The organism is Streptomyces sp. NPDC094034 (assembly GCF_040303865.1).
Taxonomy (GTDB): Bacteria; Actinomycetota; Actinomycetes; order Streptomycetales; family Streptomycetaceae; genus Streptomyces.
Map to the genome: position 1 here is coordinate 36,451 of NZ_JBEOUD010000048.1, position 23,405 is coordinate 59,855.

Sequence of the window (23,405 nt, forward strand, 5' to 3'; positions counted from 1 at the left end):
CCGGACGTCGTCGTCGCGGACGTCCGGGCCGCGGACGCCGGTCAGGGGCCGGGGAGTCGGGCAGCCGGGTCCTGGAGCCGGTCCGCGATCTCCCTGAGCGCTGCCATCGCGCGCCGTTGCAGGAGGGGGCCGAACGTGACCCGGGTCGCGCCCAGCGCGCCCAACTCCCCCGGGGACGGGCCCGTCGGCAGGGCGATCGCGTTGAGCGGGCCCTCGATCCCCGCCCTGAGCGCGGGCAGCGTCTCGGGTGGCGCGGCGATCGGGTAGACGCAGTCGGCGCCCGCCGCGACATAGAGACGGGCGCGGGCCACCGCCCGCGCCGGGTCGTCGACGCCTCGGACGAACGTGTCGACGCGCGCGTTGACGAAGAGGGCGTCGCCCGCCGCCGCCCGTACCTCCGCCAGCCAGTCCGCGTGCCGGTGCGGGTCCTTGAGGATGCCCCCGGAGGAATCCTCCAGATTGCAGCCGACCACGCCCGCGTCCCACAGGCGGCCGACGAGTTCGCGGGGGGCGAGGCCGTAGCCGTCCTCCACATCGGCCGATACGGGCACGGAGACGGCGCGCGCGATCCGCGCGACCGCGGCGAACATCTCGTCGGGCGGGGTCGCGCCGTCCTCGTAGCCGAGCGAGGCCGCCACCCCCGCGCTCGGCGTGGCGAGGGCCGGGAAACCGGCGTCGGCGAAGACGCGGGCGCCGGCCGCGTCCCACGGGCCCGGCAGGACCAGCGGGTCGGCGGCGGCCCGGCCGTGGTGCAGGGCGCGGAAGGCCGTGGCCGTCATCAGTGCTTGAACTGACCGGGGGTGTAGTGGCCGGGGGTCATCCGGGTGGTCACCCCGAACCGGTTCCAGGCGTTGATCACCGTGATCGCGGAAATCAGATGGGCCAGCTCGGTCTCGTCGAAGTGGGCCGCGGCCTTCTCGTACACCTCGTCCGGCACGAAACCGTCCGTGAGTACGGTGACCGCCTCGGTGAGCTCGATCGCCGCGATCTCCTTCGGCGTGTAGAAGTGCCGCGACTCCTCCCAGGCGCTGAGCTGAATGATCCGCTCCACCGACTCGCCGGCCGCCAGCGCGTCCTTGGTGTGCATGTCGAGGCAGAACGCGCAGTGGTTGAGCTGGGAGGCGCGGATCTTGACCAGTTCGAGCAGGGTCGGATCGACGCCCCGCCGGGCCGCCGCGTCCAGCCGGACCATGGCCTTGTACACCTCGGGGGCGAGCTTGGCCATGTCCAGGCGAGGGGTGTGCTCCGGGGCGTACCCCTTGCCGGCGCCCGCAGTGCCCGCCGTGCCCGCAGTGCCCGCCGTCGTGTTCGCCGTCGTTGTGTTCGTCGTCGTGTTCGTCGTCATGAGTACGACGCTACGCGCCCAATGGCACCCCTGTATGGTCCACTTCCATGACGGATTCCTGGGCCAATGCGTCGATCGCGGGTGTCGATCTGCATCTGGAGCTGCGCGGTCCCGGGTCGCGCTCGGGGGCGCGCTCGGCGCGGCGCTCAGGGCTGCGCTCCGGTCTCATGGACGCCCTGCGCGACGCCGTCCGCACGGGCCGCCTCACGCCCGGCACCCGGCTGCCGTCCTCCCGCTCGCTCGCCGCCGATCTGGGCATCGCCCGTAACACCGTCGCCGACGCGTACGCCGAGCTGGTCGCCGAGGGCTGGCTCACCGCGCGGCAGGGCTCGGGGACCCGGGTGGCCCGGCGCGCCGCGCCCCGCAGAGCCGCGCCCGCCGCGCCCAGAACGCGGCCGGTCCGCCGCGGGCCCGCGTACAGCCTGCTGCCTGGCGCCCCCGACCTCGCCGCGTTCCCCCGGGCGCAGTGGCTCGCGGCCGCCCGCCGGGCGCTGACGGCCGCGCCGAACGACGCCTTCGGGTACGGCGACCCCCGGGGCCGGATCGAGCTGCGTACCGTCCTCGCCGACTATCTGGCGCGGGCGCGCGGCGTGTACGCCGACCCCGGGCGGATCGTCGTCTGCTCGGGCTTCGTCCACGGGCTGTCGCTGCTCGGGAAGGTCCTGGTCGCGCGCCGGGTGCGCGCGGTGGCGACCGAGTCGTACGGCCTCGACCAGCACCGGAATCTGCTCACCGCGGCCGGGCTGCGGACCCCCGCGCTCGCACTGGACGCGCGCGGTACGCGCACCGAGGACCTGGCCGGGCTGTCCCACCCGGCGGGCGCCCGCGGCGTCGGCGCGGTGCTGCTGACTCCGGCGCACCAGTTCCCGACGGGTGTCGCGCTCCACCCCGACCGGCGCGCGGCGGCCGTGGACTGGGCGCGCGGTACGGGCGGGCTGATCCTGGAGGACGACTACGACGGGGAGTTCCGGTACGACCGCCAGCCGGTCGGCGCCCTTCAAGGGCTCGACCCCGAGCGGGTCGTGTACCTCGGCACGGCGAGCAAGTCCCTGGCGCCGGGGCTACGGCTCGGATGGCTGGTGCTGCCCGGGGAGTTGGCCGGAGAGGTGGTGGCGGCGAAAGGGGAGACGGAGTGGGCGTCGAGCGCGCTCGATCAGCTCACGCTCGCGGAGTTCATCGCCTCGGGCGCGTACGACCGTCATGTCCGTTCCTCGCGGCTGCGCTACCGGCGCCGCCGCGACCAGCTCGTACGGGCGCTGGCGGAACGGGCGCCCGGCATCAGCGTGAGCGGAATCGCGGCCGGCCTGCATGCCGTCCTCGAACTGCCGCCCGGCAGCGAACGCCCGGTCATCGAGGCGGCGGCCTGGCAGGGGCTCGCGGTGGAGGGCCTGTCCCAATTCGTCCACCCCGAGACCCCGTCGGGGCGCGACGCCCTGGTCGTCGGCTACGCCACCCCGCCGGACAGCGCGTGGACGGGCGCGCTGGACGCGCTGTGCCGCGTACTGCCGTGAGCCGTAGTGCCGTGATCCGTGCCGGAGCCGGGCGTCGTGCCGGTGGGGCATCGTGCCGTACCGCCGTACCGGGTCCGTAGGGAGTAACGGGCGAGACAGCGCCCCGGGGCCCGGCCTACGCTGGGCCGTACGGCATCGCGTGTCGGTCACCGTCCCGGTGAGGCATGGAGGTGTCGGTGAGTTGGCCCTTACGGAGGCATTCGACAGTGCCGATCCAGCTGAATCACACCATCGTCCATTCCAAGAACAAGCGGGAGTCCGCCGAGTTCCTCGCGCGGATCCTCGGCCTTGAGGCCGGGGACGAATGGGGCCCGTTCATCCCCGTGGAACTGAGCAACGGCGTCACCCTCGACTTCGCGACCACCCCAGAAGCGTCGATCACCTCACAGCACTACGCCTTCCTGGTCACCGAGGCGGAGTTCGACGGGATCTTCCAGCGGATCCAGGACGCCGGGCTCACGTACTACGCCGATCCGCACCGCGAGCGTCCCGGCGAGATCAACCACAACGACGGCGGGCGCGGCGTGTACTTCCTGGATCCCGACGGTCACGCGATGGAAGCGATCACCCGTCCCTACGGATCAGGCGCGAGCTGAGCCCGGGGCCGCCCGGCCGCCCTGGCGCGCCGCGTCCCGATGCCAGGACCGCGTTCAGCGCCCCGATGACGGCTCTGACCATGGCGCCCAACCCCGTTACGCTCGGCCTGGCGCCGCCGCGACCTCCGTCGGTACCGGTGTCGCCTAGGCGGGGTGCTCTGATCCGGGACAATCACGAGGCCAGCGGCAAGGGCCTCGACAAGGCCGGGGACTGGCTCGGTGACAAGGCGTCGGACATCGGAGAAGGTATCGCCGACGGGGCGAGGAAGCTGGGCGGCGCCCTCAACCCGTTCGACTGAAGGAAACCGATGCATACCGCCACCGCCCCGATCACGCTGGAGTTCTGGAAGGAGGGCCGCACACACGAGCGGCGCGCCGGATACCGGGGCACCTCACCGGAGTTCGGCGAGATAGTGCTGACCTGCCCGCTGCCCAGGAAGACCACCCCGGGCAGCGTGGCCTCCGAGGTACGCGGCACCCTCATCCCCACCGCGACGTTCGAGACCCGCGGCATCCACACCGAGGCGGCGGACCTGCCGACGCTCAACCGGTCCACTCTCAGGGTCGGCGACGCGATGGTGTACCTGCGGCGCGACCGCTTCGGGCTGACGCACAAGGCCCGTGCCCTGCACTTCACATACGGCGGGGACCACTACCGGCTGTGGGCGGTCAACCGGAAGCGGTACGTACTGCTGAGGGAGGCCGACAACGAGGATCCGGGAGTCTCCATCACGGCCAAGCAGTCCGGTATCGGCGCGAGCAGGAAGCTGGTGGTGCGGGTGACGGGCCGGGCCGTCGCCGCGGACATCGCGCTCGTCGCGCTCTTCGCGGGTGTGGACCGGGCCCCACTGACCAGGGGCGGCGCCGTACGGGCCGCCTTCTCGCGGTCCACCCGCCTCTTCGTGGAGAGCCAGTCCTGAGCGGTTCCGCCGAGCCGGTCGCCCCGGGGCAGGTGGGCCCGGCGAGCGCGGTGCGGCTGGCGAGGACGGACTCGAAGCGGATCTGGGAGATGATCACGGACCTGCTCCCGGCGGAAGACGAGATCCGCCGCGCGGCCGGCCACTGAGCCCCGGCGGTGCGTTGACGGCCCGGCGGCGGGAAGCCCGGACGCGGGGCCGTCGTGGTAACCGTGGCCGCTAGGGATTCCAGCAGTGCGGTTACACCAGGGTGGCGCGGCCGATTCCCGTGGGCGGGCGATCGATCCAAGGCACCTGACCGTCCCGCGTGACCGTCAGGCCGAAGCGCTCCGGACCGGGATCCCCGGCCGCGCGCCAACGCTGATAAGCCGCTTCGGTCTCGTCCCACAGGCGGCGAGGTCCGTACTGCCGCACCCTGAACCGGTCTTTCTGCTTTCCGTCCCAGTCGACGGCGGCCCAGGAGCCGGACGAGGCATCGGTAGTGGCGAGCCACAACCGGGCCTCGGCACCGTTCTCCTCGGGGTCTTCGTCCCAGGCGTGCCACACGTCGCCCAGCCAAAGCCCGACCCCGAAACGCGCTGACCGGTCGCTGGTGGTGACCTTCCACGGCGACAGCCCGGTGAAGGACTCGTCGGGCCGGTGCTCGTCGCGGACCAAGTCCCGGAACAGCCGGATGTCGGAACGCTGCCCCCGCATCAGCATGAAAGCGGAGTGCGGAGCGAACCGGCCCGAGGCAGTGCCGTCTTCGGCCACCACCAGGCGGAGAAGGCCGTAGCAGAACCATGGGTTGTCCCATGGAGTCAGCACCACAGTGCCGGGTCGGGACTGCTCCACCCAGGCATACGGCACCCTCCTCACGGAGCAGGTGGAGACGATGCGGTCGTACGGGGCCCGGCCGCTGTATCCCTCCGCCCCGTCAGCGAACACGACCAGCGGGCCGTGGCCGTTCTCCGCAAGGACATCACGTGCGCGTTCGGCGAGCGCACGGTCCACCTCCACCGAGGTGACCCGGTCCCCGCCGAGGCGAGCGGCGAGCAATCCGGCATTCCAGCCGGAGCCCGTGCCGATTTCGAGGAGGCGCATGCCGTCGTGGATGTCCAGCATCTCCAGCATGCGGAAGACGATGGAGGGGGCCGATGCCGACGACGAGGGCCACACCCCGTCGGCGCCCGGCGGCCGGCCGTCGTTGACCTGGGTAACGACCGGGCTGTTGGCATAGGCGGCCTCCAGCCACCGCCCGGGTTCCTTCTCCCGGACGCACGGCACCCATCGGTCCTTGACGTCCAGCCAGATGAGCGATGGCAGAAAGCGGTGTCGAGGAGCCGCCACGAACGCGCGCTCCCACTCGGGGGCGAGTGAGCCCAAGTCGCCTTTGATCGCGCGGAGCAGACTCTGCTTGGCGACTTCCGCCTTTTCCCTTGTCCCTCTCACGTCACTTTCCCTTGTCCTTGTGCTTGGGCTCGGGCTTCGGCTGCTGGGTATCCGGGCTCGGCTTCGACTCGCCAAAGTCCTTGTTGCCGTCGTGCTTGCCCATGTTGTCCTCCTCGACATCGTTTCTGCTGACGCAAGCAACGATTTACCCGGATGGTGATCGCCCATGAGCTTCATGCCCGTTGTGGACTAAAGATCAAGAACGGCAAGCAGCCGACCATTCAGCCAGCTTCGCTCTCGCACGCTCACCGAACAGGGCGCATTCCTCGTAGCCGGAGAACGCTTCGAGGCAACTGCGAACGTCGCGTCCATCACGCAGGACGAGGCTCCCGGTCAGCGTCTCGACCGTTGCGAGTGTGGCGTCATAGACCGTGAATGTGTTCATGGGTGTGGTCGGGGTGGGAGTCCCGGTAGGGATCACGCCGAGCCTCACGTTCGGCAGGTACGTGAGAGAGGTCAAACGGTCGATCTGCTCAGCGAGAGCGAGTGGCCCGACCACGGGCCACCTCACGGCCTGTTCCGTGAGCAGGAAGTGGAAATTCTTGGAGGTGTTACAGAGAATCTTCTGACGCTCCAACTTTCCCGCCACCGCTTTTCTGGTGTCAGCCGGGGAATGAGCGAGGCTCGCTCGCGCGTACTCCGGAGTCGCCAGAAGCCCCGTGATCATGGATAGCAGGAAATAGCGCATCTCGGTGGAGGACGTTTCGAGCGATTTCAACTCGGCCTGTCGGCTATCGAGTCCCTTACGCCTCAGGTCCCGCGTATTCCGCCATTCCGTATTCGCGATCCTGGCCAGCGTGTTGACTTCCGCAACCGTATCGGGGGGCGCGTCAACGGCTCTGAGGATCTGCTCCAGGTCGACCAGGGAGGGGCGAACCCTGCCGCTCTCGATTCTGCTGACCTTCGATTGCGACATGTTGCAACGTGCCGCGAGCCGATCCCCGGAGAGGCCGGCTCGCTTGCGCAGGGTGCGGAGCATCACGGCCAGTTCATGAGTCGACCGGCCCAGTTGCTCAGGATCGAACGTCACCCTTCACGTACTCCAGAAACGGGACGGACTCGGCGATCGCGACGCGCTGGCGCTCGACGAACGGAGCGGGGTCACCGGCGTACAGTTCGCGATTGATCTGCGTACCGTCAGCCTTGTAGTGCATGAGGACGACCGTTGACCGATCGAACATCCAGAAGTCCTGAACATTCTCCAAGGGATTCTCTCGGCCCGTTACGTCAAGAATCCTGATGTCCTCGAATGCCAGCGCGTGCGGCGCGTAGTAGCGTGAGAACTCGAATTGAAGATATTCGGAGAGCGGTTGTGCCACGACATGCACGCGCCCCTTGGTTCGTCCATTTTCGCGGAGTCGCTTCAAATCTTTCGTATAGCTGGATGAATATGTGTAAGGATCGATCCGGCTACCGGAACGGAAAGCCGCGAACTCTCCATCCTCTTGTGGTACGAGGTATTGCGGCAAGGTCTCAAGTCGCCATGCCTCTGAGCGGAACTCTCGGAACATCGCCCGCCACTCGTCACCATCCAAGTACACGGATCGCCTCCCTCAGAACGCTCTCCGGGATCTCGACAAACCCTCCCCTTCGGGCGGCTCAAAGCCATCGAAGACATCCCCCTGTACGACGAACGACCCTCGGTCGGTGGCGTACACGTTCGGGCAGTCGTCTTCTCCGCACTCTCCGCTTCCGTCGCCGTTGCCCGCACCCGTAAGACGGGTAAGCTCCGCGCGCTCAGACATGCAACCTCCCGGTTCACGGTGCCGGTGGGGACCGTTGACCACGACGGTACGAGGGTCGTGCCCGACCGTCTACGCGTCGGCGCGGCTATGCGCGTTGTCGCATAAAGTCACCGCGCGGACGCCGAGCAGGCCGCGGAGCCGCGGGTGCAGATCGTCCCCACATGCACATAAGGGCTCTAGCGGGGCACTGGATGAGGAAACGCCGCGTACCGCCTTTACGGCAGGGCGGTGGAGCCGCTTATTGTGTTCACAACAACGGGGGAAAGGGCAGGGACATGACGGCTACGCGTCCACGAAGACTGAGGTCGAGCACGGTCGTGCTCGGGAGCATGGGGGTCCTCGCCGTCACGATCACGTCCTGCGGCTCGGATCCGGACAAGCGGTGCGCCGACCGGACGACCCGGCAGACCCTGCCGAGCTCCGAGTGCAAGAGCGGTGGCAGCGGCTCGTACTACTACGGAGGGTCGAGCAGCAAGGGCAAGGTCGAGGGCGGAAGCTTCGACAAGTCCGCCGTCGACCGGGGCGGCTTCGGCTGTGCCTCCGGCTCCGGCGGGGGCTGAGTGGTCCTGGCCGGCCGACCGCGCATCCGCTGATCCGCTGATGAAACGTCACACCATACGGCCCCGCCCCGACTGGCAGCGCATTGTCGAGGAGCAGGGCGTCATCTATCCGCTCACCCGCTACCCGGACGACTCGCTGCGGCCGTACTGGGACGAGAGCGCCTACTACTCCTTCACGCTGCCCGAGGTCGAGGCGCTCGAAGAGGTCGTCGAAGAGCTCCACGCGATGTGTCTGGGCGCCGCCGCGCATATCGTCGAGCACGACCGCTTCGCCGATCTCGGCATCACCGACCCCCGGCTCGCCGCCCTGATAGCCGAGTCCTGGCGGCGTCGCGCCGAACTGCCCTCCATCTACGGTCGGTTCGATCTGCACTACGACGGCGCGGGTCCGGCGAAGATGCTGGAGTACAACGCCGACACCCCCACCTCACTGGTCGAGGCGGCGAGCGCCCAGTGGTTCTGGATGGAGGACCGGTTCCCCCACGCCGACCAGTGGAACTCCCTGCACGAACGGCTGGTCGCCGCCTGGAAACGGCAGTCCGGCCTCCTCCCGCCCGGCCCGGTGCACTTCGCGCACTCCGACGGCGACGAACTGGGCGAGGACCTGATGACGGTCGCGTATCTGCGCGAGACCGCCGAGCAGGCCGGCCTGGAGACGGAGGCGCTCTCCGTCGAACAGATCGGCTGGGACCGGCTGTCGGGCCGTTTCGTGGACGACCGGCTGCGCTTCATCCGCAGCTGCTTCAAGCTCTACCCCTGGGAGTGGCTGGCCACCGACCGCTTCGGCCCGTACGTCCAGGACACCCTGGACAACGGTGGCGGTACGGGCACCACCTGCTGGATCGAACCCGCCTGGAAGATGCTCCTCTCCAACAAGGCGCTCCTGGCGATCCTCTGGGAGCTCCACCCGGGGCACCCCAACCTGCTGCCCTCGTACCTCGACGGCCCCCGCGAACTGGCCGTCTCCCGCGGCTATGTGGCCAAGCCCCTCCTCGGCAGGGAAGGCGCCGGTGTCACGATCCATCAGCCGGGGGCGCCCCCGGTGCCGCGCGACGAGCCCTGCTGCTACCAGGAGTTGGCACCGCTGCCCGACTTCGACGGCAACCGGGTGGTGCTCGGCGCGTGGGTGGTCGAGGACGAGGCGGCGGGCCTCGGCATCCGCGAGTCCTCGGGTCTGATCACCGACGGGTACGCCCGCTTCCTGCCGCACGTGATCCTCTAGGACGTGTCCGGCGGATGGGCCTGCGCGCACGCTCGCCGCGTTGTCGGGTCTCCCCAGTACGTCCAGTACGAGGGAGACCCTCCGCCGTGCGATCGCGCGCACCGGCCGCCGCCGGGGCCGCCCCGCGCGGACGGCGCTACTTCGAGGACACGCGGACGGACCTAGTCGGCCAGTACCGCCCTGAGCTGGTCCAGGCCCCAGTCCAGGTCCTCCTTGCTGATCACCAGCGGCGGGGCGATCCGGATCGTGGAGCCGTGCGTGTCCTTCACCAGTACGCCCCGGTCCATCAGCCGCTCCGAGATCTCCCGGCCCGTCCCGCGGGACGGCACGATGTCCACCCCCGCCCACAGGCCACGGCCCCGTACCGCCTCCACCGCTCCGCCGCCCGTCAGCAGGCCCAGTTCGTGGTGGAGATGGTCACCCAGCTCCGCCGCGCGCTGCTGGAACTCGCCCGACCGCAGCATCGCGATGACCTCCAGCGCCACCGCGCAGGCGAGTGGATTGCCGCCGAAGGTCGAGCCGTGCTCGCCTGGCCGGTACACGCCCAGCACGTCGGCCGAGGACACCACCGCCGACACCGGCACCACGCCGCCGCCCAGCGCCTTGCCGAGGACATACATGTCGGGCACCACGCCCTCGTGCTCACAGGCGAAGGTCTTCCCCGTCCGGCCCAGGCCCGACTGGATCTCGTCCGCGATGAAGAGCACGTTCCGCTGCCGGGTCAGCTCCCGAACCCCGGCGAGATAGCCCGCCGGCGGCACCAGGACCCCGGCCTCGCCCTGGATCGGCTCCACGAGTACGGCCACGGTGTTCTCGGTCATCGCCGCGTCCATCGCGGTGAGATCCCCGTACGGAACGATCTCGAAGCCCGGCGTGTACGGGCCGAAGTCCGCCCGCGCCTCCGCGTCCGTCGAGAAGCTGACGATCGTGGTCGTACGGCCGTGGAAGTTGTTGGCCGCCACGACGATCTTCGCCATGCCGTCCGGCACGCCCTTGACCCGGTAGCCCCACTTCCTGGCGGTCTTCACGGCGGTCTCCACCGCCTCGGCCCCGGTGTTCATGGGCAGCACCATCTCCATGCCGCACAGCTCGGCCAGCTGTGTACAGAAGTCGGCGAACCGGTCGTGGTGGAACGCGCGTGAGGTGAGCGTCACCCGCTCCAGCTGCGCCTTCGCGGCGTCGATGAGCCTTCTGTTGCCGTGGCCGAAATTGAGAGCCGAGTACCCGGCGAGCATGTCGAGGAAGCGCCGCCCCTCGACATCGGTCATCCAGGCGCCGTCCGCCGAGGCGACCACGATGGGCAGCGGGTGGTAGTTGTGCGCGCTGTGGGCCTCCGCCGAGGCGATGGCGCTCTCCGTTGTCGACACGGGTTTCTCCGATCGGTCAGGACAAGCTGTGCGGGGTCTACGGGACAAGCTGTGCGGTACGGGCGGGGCACGGCCCCACTTTCTATCGTCGCTCGCAGTGTGGACGAGGAAACCTTGCCCTCGGCATGCCCTGGCTGAACAGAGGCCGGACGCCGGGAGACCGTAGGCCCCGTCGTCCGCCTCCTCCTCGCACGATCTCCCGTACGGCGTCCCGCACGACCTCCCGCACTGTCTCCCGCCGGTCCCGCCCCCTCTCCGTTCCCGACCTGTCGGTCATACCTGAGAGAATGGTGAACATGGCCTCTGATCGTCCCCGCGCGCTCTCCGGAATCCAGCCCACCGCAGGCTCTTTCCACCTCGGGAACTACCTCGGCGCGGTGCGCCAGTACGTCGCGCTGCAAGAAACGCACGACGCCTTCTACATGGTCGTCGACCTGCACGCGATCACCGTTCCCCAGGACCCCGCCGAGCTGCGCGCCAACACCCGTCTCGCCGCTGCCCAGCTGCTCGCCGCCGGTCTGGACCCGCGGCGCTGCACGCTCTTCATCCAGAGTCATGTGCCCGAGCACGCGCAGCTCGCCTGGGTCATGAACTGCATCACCGGCTTCGGCGAGGCCTCCCGGATGACGCAGTTCAAGGACAAGTCCGCGAAGCAGGGCGCGGACCGCGCCACGGTCGGGCTCTTCACGTACCCGATCCTCCAGGTCGCCGACATCCTGCTGTACCAGGCGAACGCCGTCCCGGTCGGGGAGGACCAGCGGCAGCATGTCGAGCTGACCCGCGATCTCGCCGAGCGCTTCAACAGCCGCTTCGGACAGACGTTCACGGTCCCGGCGCCGCATATCGTCAAGGAGGTCGCGAAGATCTACGACCTCCAGGACCCGACGATCAAGATGAGCAAGTCCGCGTCCACCCCCAAGGGCCTGATCAATCTGCTCGACGAGCCGAAGGCCACCGCGAAGAAGATCAAGAGCGCGGTCACCGACACCGGCACGGAGATCCGGTTCGACACCGAGACCAAGCCCGGGGTGAGCAATCTGCTCACGATCTACTCCACGCTCACGGACACCACCGTCGCCGAGCTGGAGGAGAAATACACTGGTAAGGGCTACGGTGCGCTGAAGACGGACCTGGCGGACGCGATGGTCGAGTTCGTCACCCCGTTCAGGACCCGCACGCAGGAGTATCTGGACGATCCGGAGACGCTGGACTCGATCCTGGCCGAGGGCGCGGAAAAGGCCCGTGCGGTCGCGGCCGAGACGCTGGCGTGCACCTACGACAGGGTCGGCTTCCTCCCCGCCAAGCACTGACGGAGTACGGGCCACGCACCGACGGAGTACTGGCGCGGTACCGAGGAGCATCGGTGGCGCACCGGCGGCGCACCGGCGCGGAGGGCGGTCCGGAGCGAAGACACCGGAGGTCAGTGGGGTGCGCCGGACCGGAGCGCCGCCGCGTCGCACCGCTCGGGTCGCCGCTGGCGGGCCGGGCGGTGCGACCGTCACACTGGCGAGCGGCGGCGAAGACACAGACCATCGACACATGGACCACGGGACTGAGGAGATCGATGTGGGGACCGTAACGCTCGGCGTTTCGATCGCGGTCCCGGAGCCGTACGGCAGCCTGATCCAGGACCGGCGTGCGGGCTTCGGTGATCTCGCGGCGCACGGCATCCCCACGCATGTCACGCTGCTGCCGCCCACCGAGGTCGACGCGTCGGCGCTGCCCGCGATCGAGGCGCATCTCGCCGCTGTCGCGTCGGCCGGCAGGCCGTTCCCGATGAGGCTGTCCGGCACCGGTACGTTCCGCCCGCTCTCGCCGGTGGTCTTCATCCAGGTGGTCGAGGGCGCGTCGGCCTGCACCTGGCTCCAGAAGCGCGTCAGGGACTCCTCGGGCCCGCTCGTCCGCGAGTTGCAGTTCCCGTACCACCCCCATGTGACGGTGGCGCACGGCATCGCCGAGGAGGCGATGGACCGGGCCTACGAGGAGCTGTCCGAGTACGGCGCGGCCTGGAGCTGCACCTCCTTCGCGCTGTACGAGCAGGGCGCGGACGCCGTGTGGCGCAAGTTGCAGGAGTACGCGTTCGGGGGTGGCGCGGAGATCTCGGGGGTGCCCCCACAGACCACCCCCGTCGACCGGCCGACCTCCCTGCGCTGAGGCCCGACCTCCCTGCGCTGAGGCCCGCCCTCCCTCTCGGAGTCCCGCCTCGCCCCCTCGGAGTCCCGCTCTCCCCCTCGCCCCTCGGTGCCCGCCGCGGCCGGCTCAGATCGGCAGCCTGCGGAACAGCGGGCGCGGCAGATGGCGCACCGCCGCCATCACCACCCGTAGCGCCCCCGGCACCCACACGGTCTCCGAGCGCCGTCGCAGCCCCAGCTCGATGGCCGTCGCGACCGCCTCCGGGGTGGTGGCCAGCGGCGTTTCCGGCCGGGCGGCCGTCGTCCTCGGCCGTACGGGGCCGGGCCTTACGACCATGACCCGCACCCCCGTGCCGTACATGGCGTCCCCCAGCCCCTGCGCGAACGCGTCCAGGCCCGCCTTGCTCGACCCGTAGATGAAGTCCGCGCGCCGGGCCCGCTCACCGGCCACCGACGACAGCACCACCAGCGAACCGTGCCCCTGCGTCTGCATCGCGCCCGCGCACACCAGTCCCGCCGACACCGCGCCGGTGTAGTTGGTCTGCGCCACCCGTACCGCCGCGAGCGGGTCCGCCTCGTCGTGCGCCTGGTCGCCGAGGACCCCGAAGGCGAGCAGCACCATGTCGATGGCGCCCTCCGCGAAGACCTTGCCGAGCACGTCCAGGTGCGAGCCCGGGTCCAGGGCGTCGAAGTCGACGGTACGGACGTCCGCGCCCAGGGTCCGGAGCCCGTCGGCGGCGGTGTCCAGGGCGGGGGAGGGGCGGCCCGCCAGCCAGACCGTACGGGCACGGCGGGCGATCAGCCGGCGCGCGGTGGCGAGTCCGATCTCCGACGTACCGCCGAGGATGAGCAGGGACCGCGGGGTGCCGAAGGCGTCCTTCATCGTGAATCGCTCCTCAGGGGGTAGGGGCAGCAGAGCAGCAGAGCAGCAGTGCGAACAGGCGGTTACGGCCACGGGTACAGCGACAGGCGGCGCGACAGGTCCGAGGTGAAATGACCGTATCGCCCCATACTGCATTCTTTGCGGGCTTTGCCGCGAAGCTCGCGCTCGTTTTCCGATCTGGGGGTACACGTCGTTCATGGACTGGCTGAAGAAACTGCCCCTTGTCGGCCCGTTCGTGGCCTGGCTGATGCGGACGCACGCCTGGCGTTCGTACGAAACGCTCGACCGCGTCCACTGGACACGGCTGGCCGCCGCCATCACGTTCATCAGCTTTATCGCGCTCTTCCCGCTGATCACCGTGGGCGCCGCGATCGGCGCCGCGCTGCTCAGCCAGAGCCAGTTGGACCGGCTCCAGAACAGCGTCGCGCAGCAGGTCCCCGGCATCTCCCAACAACTGGACATCAGCGGTCTGGTGGCCAACGCGGGCACCGTCGGAGTGGTGGCCGGGGCGGTACTGCTCCTCACCGGGATCGGCTGGGTCGGCTCCATGCGCGAGTGTCTGCGCGCCGTCTGGGAACTGGACGACACGAAAGAGGGCAATCCGTTCCTGCTCAAGGGCAAGGACGCGGTGGCGCTCCTCGGTCTGGGAGCGGTCGGGCTGGCCTCGCTCGGGGCCTCGGGCTTCGGCTCGACCGCCGTCGGCTGGACCGCCGAGCGGCTGGGCATCCCCGAGAACGGCGCGGGCGGCGTCCTGCTCCAGGTGGCCGCCCTCGCCGTGGCGATCCTCGCCGACTTCCTGTTGCTGCTCTACGTACTGACGCTGCTGCCCCGCGTCCATCCGCCGCGCCGCCGGCTCGTCGTCGCCGCGCTCATCGGCGCCATCGGCTTCGAACTGCTCAAGCTGCTGCTCGGCGGCTATATGCGGGGCGTGGCGGCGAAGAGCATGTACGGCGCGTTCGGAGTGCCCGTCGCGCTGCTGCTGTGGATCAACTTCACGGCGAAGCTGCTGCTGTTCTGCGCCGCCTGGACGGCCACCGGCAGCAAGACGGACGAGACGGCGCCCGCCGACGAGACGGGCACGGCGGACGAGGCGGATGCCGGGCCGGAGATCGAGCGGCGGCGGGACAACGGCGACGGCAACCGCGCCGCCGGCTCTACTCGCGCGAGCGGCGACGGACCAGGTCGGGCAGCGGCCAGCGCCGGTTGACCAGGAACACCGCGCCTCCCAGGACGACCAGCACCCCGCCCACGACGGCGAGAGCCGTCCCGACGCCACCCGTGCCCTCGCCGTTCGTGGCCGCGAACTTGGCGGGCTCGGTGACCTTGCCGGCCCCGGCCGAATCCGCTCCCACGGCGGTGGGGTTCGGAGAGGCCTTCAGCCGGGCGGACTTGGGCGGCACCAGCTCACCGACCGGAGTCACCTTCCCGGCCGCCGAGAAGCCCCAGTCCAGCAGCCGCGCCGCCTCCTGGTAGACCGCCTGGCCCTCCGTGGAGGACGGGTTCATGACGGTGACCAGCAGTACCCGGCCGTCGCGCTCGGCGACACCGGTGAAGGTCGCGCCCGCGTGGGTGGTGTTGCCGTTCTTCACACCCGCGATGCCCTTGTACGTGGCGACGCCGGGGGCGCCGGTCAGCAGCCGGTTGGTGTTCTGGATCTCGAACGAGTCGCGCTTGGGGTCCCCGTTCTTGTCCTTCTCGACCTTCTCGCCCTCCTTCGCCTGCTTCACGTCGCCGGGGAACTTGGCCGTCACGGTCGAGCAGTACTCCCGGAAGTCCTTCTTCTGGAGTCCGGAGCGGGCGATCAGGGTGAGGTCGTAGGCGCTGGAGACCTGGTTCTTCTCGTCGTAGCCGTCAGGGGTGACGACCTGCGTGTCCAGCGCCTGGAGCTCTTCGGCGTGCTTCTGCATGTCCTTGACGGTCTTGGGTACCCCGCCGTTCATCTCGGCGAGCACATGGACGGCGTCGTTGCCGGAGCGCAGGAAGACCCCCAGCCACAGATCGTGGACGGAGTACTTGAGGTTCTCCTTGACACCGACCAGGCTGCTGCCCGCGCCCACCCCCGCGAGATCGGTCGGCCCGACCTTGTACACCTCGTCCTTGGGCAGCTTGGGCAGCACCGTGTCCGCGAAGAGCATCTTGAGGGTGGAGGCCGGCGGGAGCCGCCAGTGGGCGTTGTGCGAGGCCAGAACCGCGCCCGACTCGGCGTCCGCGACGATCCAGGACCGGCCGCTCAACTGCTTGGGCAGAACGGGCGCGCCCGCGCCGAGGCTCACCTGCGTACCCGCCCGGCCGAGCTTGGCCCCGCCGACCGAGGACATGGAGACGGGCGGCTTCGGCTGGTTGTTGTTGTCGGGCCCGTCGACCTTGCCGTCGGCCGATGCGGGTACGACGGTCATCACGGGAAGCAATGCGGCGGCGATGACCGTCAACGCGGTCTTTTTCAAAGCGGACACGATCGAAAACGTACATGGCCCGGACCTCGGTGCCGACCCGGGTGGGCTGATCGGCCCCATTACCGGCGTGTGCGTAGCGGATGACCGCGTCTTGTGCAGGCCCGGCCGCCCGCCCTCAGGACCCGGCTGCCGTCGGCCGGAAGGCGCCGGTGATACTGAATCCATGAAGCTCAACCGCCCCGTGTCCTGGTTCCTGCTCGCGTTCGGGGTGTGGAGCTGGTTCATCTGGATCACTTTCGTCAAGAACCTGTGGCAGGACGGCAGCGGACTCGCGTTCGACGACGCCGGTGATCCGACGGGGTACTTCTGGGTGCACCTGACGCTCGCCATCGTGTCCTTTCTTCTGGGGACGGCCGTTGGCGTCATCGGGTTCCGTAGTGTGCGCGCGCTCCGGAACGAACAGCGTGAACTGCGCGAACAGCGCGAACACCGTGAAAAACTGGGATAAGGGGCCTGTTCGTGGTCGTCGTGATCGTTCTGGGGGCGCTCGCCGCCGTATCGCTGGTGGCAGGGGCGCACTGGTACCTCTGGCGGCGCCTGGTGCGCGACACGACCAGCCCCGGCGGCCTCGCCCGGCGGCTGGGCACCGTCGCCGCGGTCGTGCTGCCGTTACTGTCGGTCGGCGCCATGGTCTCGGGGCGCTCGGGGATGCCGTTCCTGGTCCAGCAGGTGCTGGCCTGGCCGGGCTTTCTGTGGCTGGCGGTGCTGCTCTACCTGCTGCTCGCGCTGCTGGTGGGCGAGGCCGTACGGCCGTTGCTGCGGCGGCTGCTGGAGCGCCGGGACGCGTCGGCCGGGGCTGAGGCCCAGGCGGGGGCGGGGGCACAGGCAGGGGCGCAGGCGGTCGCACGTACGCCGGTGGGCGCCGGCGCGGACAAGGGCCCTGGGCCGGGCCCGGGAGCCGGTACGGGCATATCCGACGGCGGTTCACACCCGTCGGAACCGCCGGCCACGGCACCCACCGCACCCACCGCACCCAACCCCGCGCCCTCCCGCCGCCTGTTCGTCTCCCGTGTCGTCGGCGGCGCCGCCGCCACCGCCGCGCTCGCGACCGTCGGATACGGCACGTACGGCGTCCTGCGCGGCCCCCGCGTCAAGCGCGTCACCGTCCCGCTCGCCAAGCTGCCGCGCGGCGCCCATGGCTTCCGTATCGCCGTCGTCAGCGACATCCACCTCGGACCGATCCTGGGCCGCGGCCACACCCAGCGCATCGTGGACACCATCAACTCCACCCAGCCCGATCTGATCGCCGTCGTCGGTGACCTGGTGGACGGCAGCGTCGAGGACCTGGGCCCGGCGGCCGAGCCCCTGGCCGGTCTGAAGGCCCGGCACGGCTCGTTCTTCGTGACCGGCAACCACGAGTACTTCTCGGGCGCCGGCGCCTGGGTCGACCACGTCCGTGAACTGGGCCTCCGACCGCTGGAGAACGAGCGCGTGGAGATCCCCGGCTTCGATCTCGCCGGGGTCAACGACGTCGCGGGCGAGAGCGAGGGCGCGGGCCCCGACTTCGCGAAGGCGCTCGACGACCGCGACCGGGCCAGGGCGTCCGTACTCCTCGCCCACCAGCCCGTCGTCATCGACGACGCCGTGCGCTACGGCGTCGACCTCCAGCTCTCCGGACACACCCACGGCGGCCAGCTGTGGCCGGGCAACCTTCTCGCGGGTCTGGCCAATCCGACCGTGGCCGGTCTGGAGCGGTACGGCGACACCCAGCTGTATGTGTCGCGCGGCGCGGGCGCCTGGGGCCCGCCGGTCAGGGTCGGTGCCCCCTCCGACATCACCATCGTGGAACTGGCCTCGCGGAGCGCCTGAGACCGTGCCGGGACAGGCCCCAGGGCCTGTCCCGGCACACTTAACACGACCGTTGCCTGTGGGGCCCGGGATTTCTCTTCCGCCGACGGATGCCGTGTGGTTGGGTGAGCGCCATCACGGTCAGGGGTGGGCGTGATAGAGGGGCACTGCACATGCGGCCGATCCGTCTTCGGATACTCATCACATCTCTTGTGCTGGTGGTTGCGGGGGTGGGCGGCTGGCAGCTGCTTCCGTCCCGCGACACCGACCAGAAAGCGATCACCGTCGGTACGACCGACGTGGTCACCTCGCTCGATCCGGCCGGCGCGTACGACGCCGGATCCTGGGCGCTGTTCAGCAACATCTACCAATCACTGCTGACGTTCAAACCCAGTTCGGTCACGCCGGTTCCGGACGCCGCCCGTACCTGCGGTTTCGTCGGGAGTGAACTCCAGACCTACCGCTGCGAGTTGCGGGACGATCTTCAGTTCTCCAATGGCAACAAGATCACGGCTGAGGACGTCAAGTACTCCTTCGACCGTGTGCTCGCCATCAAGTCGGACGTCGGTCCGCAGTCCCTCTTCGCCACGCTCAAGTCGGTCGAGGCGGACGGTCTGACCGTCACCTTCCACCTCGACTCCCGTGACGCGACGTTCCCGCTGAAGGTCGCCACCGGAGCGGGCGCCATCGTCGACCACACCCGCTACCCGGCGAACGGGCTGCGCACGGACCCGGAGACCGACGGCTCGGGGCCGTACGTCCTGAAGGCGTACGCGCCGGGCTCCTCGGCGCGTCTGGAGCCCAACCCGCTGTATCGGGGCGCGATCGCGGCGGTCGACGGGCCGGTGGACATCACCTACTTCAAGAAGTCCGCCGAGCTGGCCGCCGCCTGGGAGGCCCGTACCGTCGATGTCACCCACCGTCAGCTGCCGCCGTCGCTGATCGCCGGGCTGGACGCGAGCAAGGACGACATCCGGATGAACGAGGCCGACAGCGCCGAGATCCGCAACCTCGTCTTCAATGTGCGCGAGGGATCGGCGATGGCCGACAAGGCGGTACGCCGGGCGGTCGCCGCGATCGTCGACCGGTCCAAGATCGCTTTCAATGTCTATGCCTCGACGGTCGATCCGCTCTACTCGCTCATCCCGCAGGGCATCACGTCGCACACCACGCCGTTCTTCGACACCTACCCGGAGCCGGACGTGAAGCGGGCCAGGGAACTGCTGTCGGACGCGGGCGTGGAGACCCCGGTGACCTTCACGCTCGCGCACGCGGACGGCGGCTCGGCCGCGCCGGAGGCGACGGAACTGCGCAAGCAACTGGAGGCCACCGGGCTCTTCAAGGTGAAGATCGTGGAGCGGGAGTGGACGGCCTTCCAGAAGGGCTACACCAGCGGGCAGTACGACGCGTACACCGTCGGCTGGCTGCCCGACTTCCCGGACCCGGACAACTTCATCCAGCCGCTGGTCGGCCGGGACTCCACGCTGCGCACGGGGTACGTGAGCGACCGCGTCGACCGGCTGATCGAGTCCACGCAGCAGTACGGCGAACGCGCCCGGGCCTCGCAGGACTTCAGGGCCATCCAGCAGGTGGTGGCCGAGGACGTGCCGGTGGTGCCGCTGTGGCAGAAGAAGGACTACGTACTGAGCAGCGGTGATGTCACCGGTGCGCAGTATCTGTCGGACGGCACCGGGATCTGGCGGCTGTGGCAGCTGGGCTGGCTGTGAGGGCGGCCCCGGGCCCGGGGCCGTCAGCTCTGGGGTTGCGGCTTCCGGGAGGCACGGGTCGCGGCGACCTCGGCCATCCCCGGCAGGAAGTCCTCGAACAGCTCGTGCACTTCCCGTACGAGCGGCCGCAGCACCCGGAACCGCGAGAGCGCGATGCCCCTGCTGGTCAGCCGGGCGCCGCGCGCCGCGAGCCGGCGTGAGCGCTCGCTGCCCTCGGAGCGGTCGAAGACCCAGTACAGGACCAGTCCCATCTGGGCCAGCCACATCAACTCCGGGAGCAGGTCGGCCAGTTCGTCCGGGACCTTCGCCCTCGAACCGGCCAGCACCTCGCGGTGGACGGCGACGGCCGCGTCGCGCGCGTGTTCCGACTCGGGGGAGAAGGGGCTCAGCGGGCTCTCGGGATCGGCGGCGTTCTTGAAGAACTGCGCGGCGAACTCGTGGTACGGGACCGCGACATCGATCCAGACCGTCAGCACGCCGGCCATGCGCGCCTCCAACTCGGTCTCCCGGTCGAGCACGGCCCGCGCCGCCAGCCGGTGTTCGGCGCCGATCCGGTCGTAGAAGCCCTGGACCAGATGTTCCTTGGACGAGAAGTAGTAGTACGCGTTCCCGACCGAGACCCCGGCCTCCGCGGCGATCGCCCGCATGGTCGTCTTGTCGAAACCGCGCTCCTGGAAGAGCCGGAGCGCGGTTTCGAGGATGAGCGTGCGGGTCCGCTCGCTCCTGGGGACGGGAGCCTTGGCCGCTGCCTTCGCTGCCTTGGGCTTGTCCTTCACACCGACCGAGCCTAGTGCGAAGGAGCGGGTGGTTCGGGCACTCTTGCGGGTCGGTGCGGTGCGGACCCATGGGAAGGCGCGTGGGTGGGGCGGAAAACCGGGTGCCGGGCGGCGGCGCATCGGGGAGAGTGGCGCACCATGATGAGCGCGGAGGACGCGTAGCGCGCAGACGGCATCGGTGAGGCTACGAGCGGGTCCGGACCGGGCCCTACGAGCCCTGCCCGTCGTGCCCGAGCCCCGCACGGCGAACGCGCACCACGCCCTCGTCCAGATCGATCCGGAAGGGCGGCTCGTCCGCCGGCCTGACGTTCTTGCGCACCCGCTCCTGCTCCATGGCGTGCTTGCCGGCCTGTGCCCCGGGAGTGATCTCTTGTGCGAAGTCCATGCCGATGGAGGACAGACCCTTGCGCTTGCGCCAGTAGACCCAGCCTCGTCTCTCCATCCACAGCAGCACGCGGTCGACGAGGAACACGGCCCCGCCCAGGGCGACCACGCCCCCTGCGATCTGCCACACCGTGCTCGTCATGACAGATGAACTCGCGGGGCACACCCTGCGGTTCCCATACCGACGGCCGTCGGGAGATTCTCGGCGTCCCCCGCCGGTCGCAACCGGCGCAACCGGCGCTGGCGGCGGGGGCGGCGGGGCGGCGCTGGCGGATGGGGCGGGCTGCGCGAAGTTGCCGGACTTCTGGCTGGAGCGGGTCAGCTTCGGGCGACGGTCTTGGCGGCGGGGTTAGACGGTGGTGGCCTTGACGAAGGGGAGGAAGGCGGTCCAGGAGGTGTGGGAGGTGACGAGGATGGGGCCGGTGGGGTTCTTGGAGTCGCGGATGGGGACGGTGTGGGCGATGCCGTGGGCCACCTGGATGCACTCGCCGCCGTTGCTCTGACTGTAGGAGGAACTCCGCCAGTTTTCTTCCGGGATGGAGGCGGGCTTAGTCATGTGTGACGGTCCTTCAGGACGGAGCCGGTCATGTGTACCGACTCGCTGGGGGCGTGGTGACGGCACTTCGTGGTTGTGGTTAGACAGTGGTGGCCTTGGCAAGAGCGAGGAAGGTGGTCCAGGAGGTGTGGGAGGTGATGAGGATGGGGCCGGTGGGGTTCTTGGAGTCGCGGATGGGGACGGTGTGGGCGATGCCGTGGGCCACCTCGATACATTCGCCGCCGTTGCTGCCGCTGTAGCTGGACTTACGCCAGGCCTGTTCCGGTACGCGGATCGGCTCGGTCATGAATAGCATTCCTTCAGAATGGAGCCGATCTTGGAGGCCGACTCGTCCGGTGGCAGAGCTGTTGCCTTAAGCAGATCATAGGCATCGTAGGCCGTGGCCACATCGTCTGGATCGGCCAGAACGTAGCCTTTTGGGAAGCCGTCGACATGCACAACGTCTGATCCTTCGCTGAAAGACAAGAGCCCGAACGGAGAACCCGATCCGGGGTACGCCGCAATGGTCTTGGGGATCACTTGGATGACGTGCCGCGGCGTCTCCGCCAGAGCTTGCAATTGTTCGAGCTGTGCTCTCATGACGTGCTTGCCACCGATAGCACGCCGGAGAACGCCCTCGTCCAGAATGATCCACAGCCTGGTCGGATCCTCGCGGGCGAGGACACGCTGTCGCTCCATGCGAGCAGTCACCAGGTCATCAAGGTTCGTGGGACGTCCGGTTCGTAGCACAGCCCGCGCGTATTCCTCGGTCTGTACGAGCCCAGGCACCAGCTGGGGGTGGAACATGGAGATCGCGGTGGCAGTCCACTCCAGTTCTACATACCTGCGGAACCACGGTGGGAAGGCCCACCGCAGGGCAAGCGGCCAGAGCCGCGCAAAGCGCCCGTTGGAGTGCGGAAACATTCGGTCACACGCTTCGGCGAAGTCCAGCGGTGGTACCCGTTTCCCGGCCTCGATCTTCGCCACGAGCGAATAGCTACAGCACGCCGCCTTGCCCAACTCCGCGCGTGAGATGTCCAGTCGCTCGCGCTCCAGCCGTACTTCGGCCCCGAAGTGAGCGAGTGGTGACACGGCGGGGTCGGTTGTCTCTGCGGTCTCGTTTTCGACAGTCACTTGAACTCCCGAATGTTCATTGGACACCTTCCAGAGTCCAAGTTGCCTACCTGTTGGGCGCGCTCGGCGGTGCCGAAGCTTGAACACACAAAGCAAGCGCGCGATAACGGAAGGTATATCTCTCATGGCTGAACAAGCCACCGATACGAGCCCGGACGACCCGGACGAGTTGGCCGCGACGGTGGAGGCGGGGGGCTTCTGGCGGTTGGTGCCGGGGTGGGTGCCACGGCACTTCGCCGAACCGACTCCCGCACTGCTGGAGCATGTGGAGCGCGGGCTCAGGCGGTTGGTCGCATGACGGGGAGTGAGGCGCGGCGGCGCCTGTCTTTGCTGATCGCCACGTTCGGAACGGATGGCGTCCTCGTGGTCAGGAAGGGCGTTCCTGGTGCGGAAGGGGCGGACCTGGCCCCCGCGTCGGCGCTCAAGTGGCCGCCGTGCGAGTGCGGCAATCCGAAGTGCCCGGACTACGGGCCGCCGTCGGCGGCGCCGTCAGTCGGCGGGGGTGGTCGGCTGTGAGGCACGGGCACGGGTACAGGCACAGGCACGGGCACAGGCGGTGGTGGTCCGGCGTTGTCGCGTGGTTGGTGGAGCGACGTAGGCAGCGCATTGCGTATCGGCGGCTCCACCGCGCGCTGATCAGCGCGTTCCCAGAGCCGGATGAGGCCGTCCTGTTCGAGCGGATCTTCGGCCACCCGCCGCCGGAGGAGGGGCGCATGCGGTGAGGTTGGGTGGGGTGCGGGGCCGGGGTGTGGGTGTGGGTGTGGGTTCGTGCCGAGGGGTAGTCGGGGTGGGCCGGGGTCGGTCATGGCGGGTGGGGGCCGCCCCTGGGTTTCAGTTTCGCGGTTGCGGGTTGGGCGTCAAGGGCGCTCCTTCGTCGCGTCGGCTGCGCCGATTCCGCT

26 protein-coding genes and 1 pseudogene are annotated in these 23,405 nt (G+C 69.4%); 13 read left to right on the forward strand and 14 right to left on the reverse strand.

Translation table 11 applies throughout. The annotated features are described in order from the left end of the window. Positions 1 to 41: 41 nt before the first annotated feature. Positions 42 to 779: an isocitrate lyase/PEP mutase family protein gene (locus ABTZ59_RS31035; protein WP_351420621.1), complete on the reverse strand. Its 738-nt coding sequence runs from the start codon at positions 777 to 779 to the stop codon at positions 42 to 44. Next, entirely contained in the window at positions 779 to 1,345 is a 567-nt protein-coding gene (locus tag ABTZ59_RS31040) for a carboxymuconolactone decarboxylase family protein (protein ID WP_351420625.1), read from the reverse strand. The genes ABTZ59_RS31035 and ABTZ59_RS31040 overlap by 1 nt, the downstream gene beginning before the upstream one ends. A gap of 47 nt (positions 1,346 to 1,392) precedes the next feature. Here ABTZ59_RS31040 and pdxR point away from each other — a divergent pair, with 47 nt between their 5' ends. The 4 genes from pdxR to ABTZ59_RS31060 all read left to right on the forward strand — a co-directional run bounded on the left by pdxR (position 1,393) and on the right by ABTZ59_RS31060 (position 4,372). Further along, positions 1,393 to 2,856: a MocR-like pyridoxine biosynthesis transcription factor PdxR gene (pdxR, locus tag ABTZ59_RS31045; protein WP_351420629.1), complete on the forward strand. Its 1,464-nt coding sequence runs from the start codon at positions 1,393 to 1,395 to the stop codon at positions 2,854 to 2,856. A 206-nt stretch (positions 2,857 to 3,062) separates the two neighbouring features. Further along, positions 3,063 to 3,452 carry a VOC family protein gene (locus ABTZ59_RS31050; RefSeq protein ID WP_351420634.1) on the forward strand — a complete coding sequence of 130 codons (390 nt, stop codon included), beginning with the start codon at positions 3,063 to 3,065 and terminating at the stop codon, positions 3,450 to 3,452. Between the two features lie 137 nt (positions 3,453 to 3,589). Next, a complete protein-coding gene (locus ABTZ59_RS31055; protein ID WP_351420639.1) occupies positions 3,590 to 3,751 on the forward strand; it encodes a hypothetical protein in 162 nt (53 codons plus the stop codon). A gap of 9 nt (positions 3,752 to 3,760) precedes the next feature. Then, positions 3,761 to 4,372 carry a hypothetical protein gene (locus ABTZ59_RS31060; RefSeq protein WP_351420642.1) on the forward strand — a complete coding sequence of 204 codons (612 nt, stop codon included), beginning with the start codon at positions 3,761 to 3,763 and terminating at the stop codon, positions 4,370 to 4,372. A 237-nt stretch (positions 4,373 to 4,609) separates the two neighbouring features. Here ABTZ59_RS31060 and ABTZ59_RS31065 read toward each other — a convergent pair whose 3' ends face one another. From ABTZ59_RS31065 to ABTZ59_RS31080, 4 genes and pseudogenes are all read right to left on the reverse strand, one after another. After that, on the reverse strand, positions 4,610 to 5,800 hold the full coding sequence (locus ABTZ59_RS31065) for a methyltransferase domain-containing protein (RefSeq protein ID WP_351420645.1): 1,191 nt from the start codon (positions 5,798 to 5,800) through the stop codon (positions 4,610 to 4,612). Positions 5,801 to 5,996: 196 nt separating this feature from the next. After that, positions 5,997 to 6,830, reverse strand: coding sequence for a helix-turn-helix domain-containing protein (locus tag ABTZ59_RS31070; RefSeq protein WP_351420649.1), 834 nt, complete (start codon positions 6,828 to 6,830; stop codon positions 5,997 to 5,999). After that, positions 6,814 to 7,341: a DUF6879 family protein gene (locus tag ABTZ59_RS31075; RefSeq protein ID WP_351420651.1), complete on the reverse strand. Its 528-nt coding sequence runs from the start codon at positions 7,339 to 7,341 to the stop codon at positions 6,814 to 6,816. Before ABTZ59_RS31075 ends, ABTZ59_RS31070 begins: the two co-directional genes overlap by 17 nt. Further along, a pseudogene (locus ABTZ59_RS31080) lies at positions 7,325 to 7,545 on the reverse strand (hypothetical protein). Before ABTZ59_RS31080 ends, ABTZ59_RS31075 begins: the two are co-directional and overlap by 17 nt. A gap of 275 nt (positions 7,546 to 7,820) precedes the next feature. Between ABTZ59_RS31080 and ABTZ59_RS31085 the strand changes: the two are divergent. After that, entirely contained in the window at positions 7,821 to 8,105 is a 285-nt protein-coding gene (locus ABTZ59_RS31085) for a hypothetical protein (protein ID WP_351420653.1), read from the forward strand. 40 nt (positions 8,106 to 8,145) lie between these two features. Then, entirely contained in the window at positions 8,146 to 9,327 is a 1,182-nt protein-coding gene (locus ABTZ59_RS31090) for a glutathionylspermidine synthase family protein (protein ID WP_351420655.1), read from the forward strand. 161 nt (positions 9,328 to 9,488) lie between these two features. On the opposite strand, the gene rocD is transcribed toward ABTZ59_RS31090, so the two are convergent. Next, positions 9,489 to 10,694, reverse strand: coding sequence for an ornithine--oxo-acid transaminase (gene rocD, locus ABTZ59_RS31095; protein ID WP_351420657.1), 1,206 nt, complete (start codon positions 10,692 to 10,694; stop codon positions 9,489 to 9,491). A gap of 296 nt (positions 10,695 to 10,990) precedes the next feature. On the opposite strand from rocD, the gene trpS reads away from it, so the two are divergent. Beyond that, positions 10,991 to 12,004: a tryptophan--tRNA ligase gene (gene trpS, locus ABTZ59_RS31100; protein ID WP_351420661.1), complete on the forward strand. Its 1,014-nt coding sequence runs from the start codon at positions 10,991 to 10,993 to the stop codon at positions 12,002 to 12,004. A gap of 256 nt (positions 12,005 to 12,260) precedes the next feature. Beyond that, positions 12,261 to 12,848 carry a 2'-5' RNA ligase family protein gene (locus tag ABTZ59_RS31105; RefSeq protein WP_351420706.1) on the forward strand — a complete coding sequence of 196 codons (588 nt, stop codon included), beginning with the start codon at positions 12,261 to 12,263 and terminating at the stop codon, positions 12,846 to 12,848. A 105-nt stretch (positions 12,849 to 12,953) separates the two neighbouring features. Here ABTZ59_RS31105 and dprE2 read toward each other — a convergent pair whose 3' ends face one another. Then, positions 12,954 to 13,709 (reverse strand): decaprenylphospho-beta-D-erythro-pentofuranosid-2-ulose 2-reductase, encoded by a 756-nt coding sequence (gene dprE2 / locus ABTZ59_RS31110; RefSeq protein ID WP_351420664.1) that lies wholly within the window; start codon positions 13,707 to 13,709, stop codon positions 12,954 to 12,956. Positions 13,710 to 13,905: 196 nt separating this feature from the next. On the opposite strand from dprE2, the gene ABTZ59_RS31115 reads away from it, so the two are divergent. Then, complete coding sequence (locus ABTZ59_RS31115) at positions 13,906 to 14,916, forward strand: YihY/virulence factor BrkB family protein (RefSeq protein WP_351420667.1); 1,011 nt, start codon at positions 13,906 to 13,908, stop codon at positions 14,914 to 14,916. On the opposite strand, the gene ABTZ59_RS31120 is transcribed toward ABTZ59_RS31115, so the two are convergent. After that, a complete protein-coding gene (locus ABTZ59_RS31120) occupies positions 14,864 to 16,162 on the reverse strand; it encodes a D-alanyl-D-alanine carboxypeptidase family protein (protein ID WP_503003788.1) in 1,299 nt (432 codons plus the stop codon). The genes ABTZ59_RS31115 and ABTZ59_RS31120 overlap by 53 nt on opposite strands. 163 nt (positions 16,163 to 16,325) lie before the next feature. Here ABTZ59_RS31120 and ABTZ59_RS31125 point away from each other — a divergent pair, with 163 nt between their 5' ends. From ABTZ59_RS31125 to ABTZ59_RS31135, 3 genes are all read left to right on the forward strand, one after another. Then, complete coding sequence (locus ABTZ59_RS31125; protein WP_351420713.1) at positions 16,326 to 16,610, forward strand: SCO4848 family membrane protein; 285 nt, start codon at positions 16,326 to 16,328, stop codon at positions 16,608 to 16,610. Between the two features lie 11 nt (positions 16,611 to 16,621). Then, entirely contained in the window at positions 16,622 to 17,971 is a 1,350-nt protein-coding gene (locus ABTZ59_RS31130; RefSeq protein ID WP_351420672.1) for a metallophosphoesterase, read from the forward strand. Between the two features lie 152 nt (positions 17,972 to 18,123). Next, positions 18,124 to 19,677, forward strand: coding sequence for an ABC transporter substrate-binding protein (locus ABTZ59_RS31135; protein ID WP_351420676.1), 1,554 nt, complete (start codon positions 18,124 to 18,126; stop codon positions 19,675 to 19,677). A gap of 23 nt (positions 19,678 to 19,700) precedes the next feature. Here ABTZ59_RS31135 and ABTZ59_RS31140 read toward each other — a convergent pair whose 3' ends face one another. The 5 genes from ABTZ59_RS31140 to ABTZ59_RS31160 all read right to left on the reverse strand — a co-directional run bounded on the left by ABTZ59_RS31140 (position 19,701) and on the right by ABTZ59_RS31160 (position 22,506). Continuing rightward, positions 19,701 to 20,453, reverse strand: coding sequence for a TetR/AcrR family transcriptional regulator (locus tag ABTZ59_RS31140; protein WP_351420679.1), 753 nt, complete (start codon positions 20,451 to 20,453; stop codon positions 19,701 to 19,703). A gap of 208 nt (positions 20,454 to 20,661) precedes the next feature. Then, positions 20,662 to 20,979 carry a hypothetical protein gene (locus ABTZ59_RS31145; RefSeq protein ID WP_351420682.1) on the reverse strand — a complete coding sequence of 106 codons (318 nt, stop codon included), beginning with the start codon at positions 20,977 to 20,979 and terminating at the stop codon, positions 20,662 to 20,664. Positions 20,980 to 21,186: 207 nt separating this feature from the next. Next, positions 21,187 to 21,393, reverse strand: coding sequence for a DUF397 domain-containing protein (locus ABTZ59_RS31150; RefSeq protein WP_351420687.1), 207 nt, complete (start codon positions 21,391 to 21,393; stop codon positions 21,187 to 21,189). A 79-nt stretch (positions 21,394 to 21,472) separates the two neighbouring features. Continuing rightward, positions 21,473 to 21,679, reverse strand: a complete 207-nt coding sequence (locus ABTZ59_RS31155) for a DUF397 domain-containing protein (protein WP_351420690.1) — start codon at positions 21,677 to 21,679, stop codon at positions 21,473 to 21,475. Further along, complete coding sequence (locus ABTZ59_RS31160; RefSeq protein WP_351420695.1) at positions 21,676 to 22,506, reverse strand: helix-turn-helix domain-containing protein; 831 nt, start codon at positions 22,504 to 22,506, stop codon at positions 21,676 to 21,678. The genes ABTZ59_RS31155 and ABTZ59_RS31160 overlap by 4 nt, the downstream gene beginning before the upstream one ends. A 124-nt stretch (positions 22,507 to 22,630) precedes the next feature. Here ABTZ59_RS31160 and ABTZ59_RS31165 point away from each other — a divergent pair, with 124 nt between their 5' ends. Continuing rightward, positions 22,631 to 22,804, forward strand: a complete 174-nt coding sequence (locus tag ABTZ59_RS31165) for a hypothetical protein (RefSeq protein WP_351420698.1) — start codon at positions 22,631 to 22,633, stop codon at positions 22,802 to 22,804. The last annotated feature ends 601 nt before the right edge of the window (positions 22,805 to 23,405 follow it).

Coding starts and splice junctions, on each gene's coding strand:
- ABTZ59_RS31035 (WP_351420621.1), bottom strand. CDS start 779: ATGACGGCCACGGCCTTCCGCGCCCTGCACCACGGCCGGGCCGCCGCC.
- ABTZ59_RS31040 (WP_351420625.1), bottom strand. CDS start 1,345: ATGACGACGAACACGACGACGAACACAACGACGGCGAACACGACGGCG.
- pdxR (WP_351420629.1), top strand. CDS start 1,393: ATGACGGATTCCTGGGCCAATGCGTCGATCGCGGGTGTCGATCTGCAT.
- ABTZ59_RS31060 (WP_351420642.1), top strand. CDS start 3,761: ATGCATACCGCCACCGCCCCGATCACGCTGGAGTTCTGGAAGGAGGGC.
- ABTZ59_RS31085 (WP_351420653.1), top strand. CDS start 7,821: ATGACGGCTACGCGTCCACGAAGACTGAGGTCGAGCACGGTCGTGCTC.
- ABTZ59_RS31090 (WP_351420655.1), top strand. CDS start 8,146: ATGAAACGTCACACCATACGGCCCCGCCCCGACTGGCAGCGCATTGTC.
- trpS (WP_351420661.1), top strand. CDS start 10,991: ATGGCCTCTGATCGTCCCCGCGCGCTCTCCGGAATCCAGCCCACCGCA.
- dprE2 (WP_351420664.1), bottom strand. CDS start 13,709: ATGAAGGACGCCTTCGGCACCCCGCGGTCCCTGCTCATCCTCGGCGGT.
- ABTZ59_RS31115 (WP_351420667.1), top strand. CDS start 13,906: ATGGACTGGCTGAAGAAACTGCCCCTTGTCGGCCCGTTCGTGGCCTGG.
- ABTZ59_RS31125 (WP_351420713.1), top strand. CDS start 16,326: ATGAAGCTCAACCGCCCCGTGTCCTGGTTCCTGCTCGCGTTCGGGGTG.
- ABTZ59_RS31135 (WP_351420676.1), top strand. CDS start 18,124: ATGCGGCCGATCCGTCTTCGGATACTCATCACATCTCTTGTGCTGGTG.
- ABTZ59_RS31145 (WP_351420682.1), bottom strand. CDS start 20,979: ATGACGAGCACGGTGTGGCAGATCGCAGGGGGCGTGGTCGCCCTGGGC.
- ABTZ59_RS31150 (WP_351420687.1), bottom strand. CDS start 21,393: ATGACTAAGCCCGCCTCCATCCCGGAAGAAAACTGGCGGAGTTCCTCC.
- ABTZ59_RS31155 (WP_351420690.1), bottom strand. CDS start 21,679: ATGACCGAGCCGATCCGCGTACCGGAACAGGCCTGGCGTAAGTCCAGC.
- ABTZ59_RS31165 (WP_351420698.1), top strand. CDS start 22,631: ATGGCTGAACAAGCCACCGATACGAGCCCGGACGACCCGGACGAGTTG.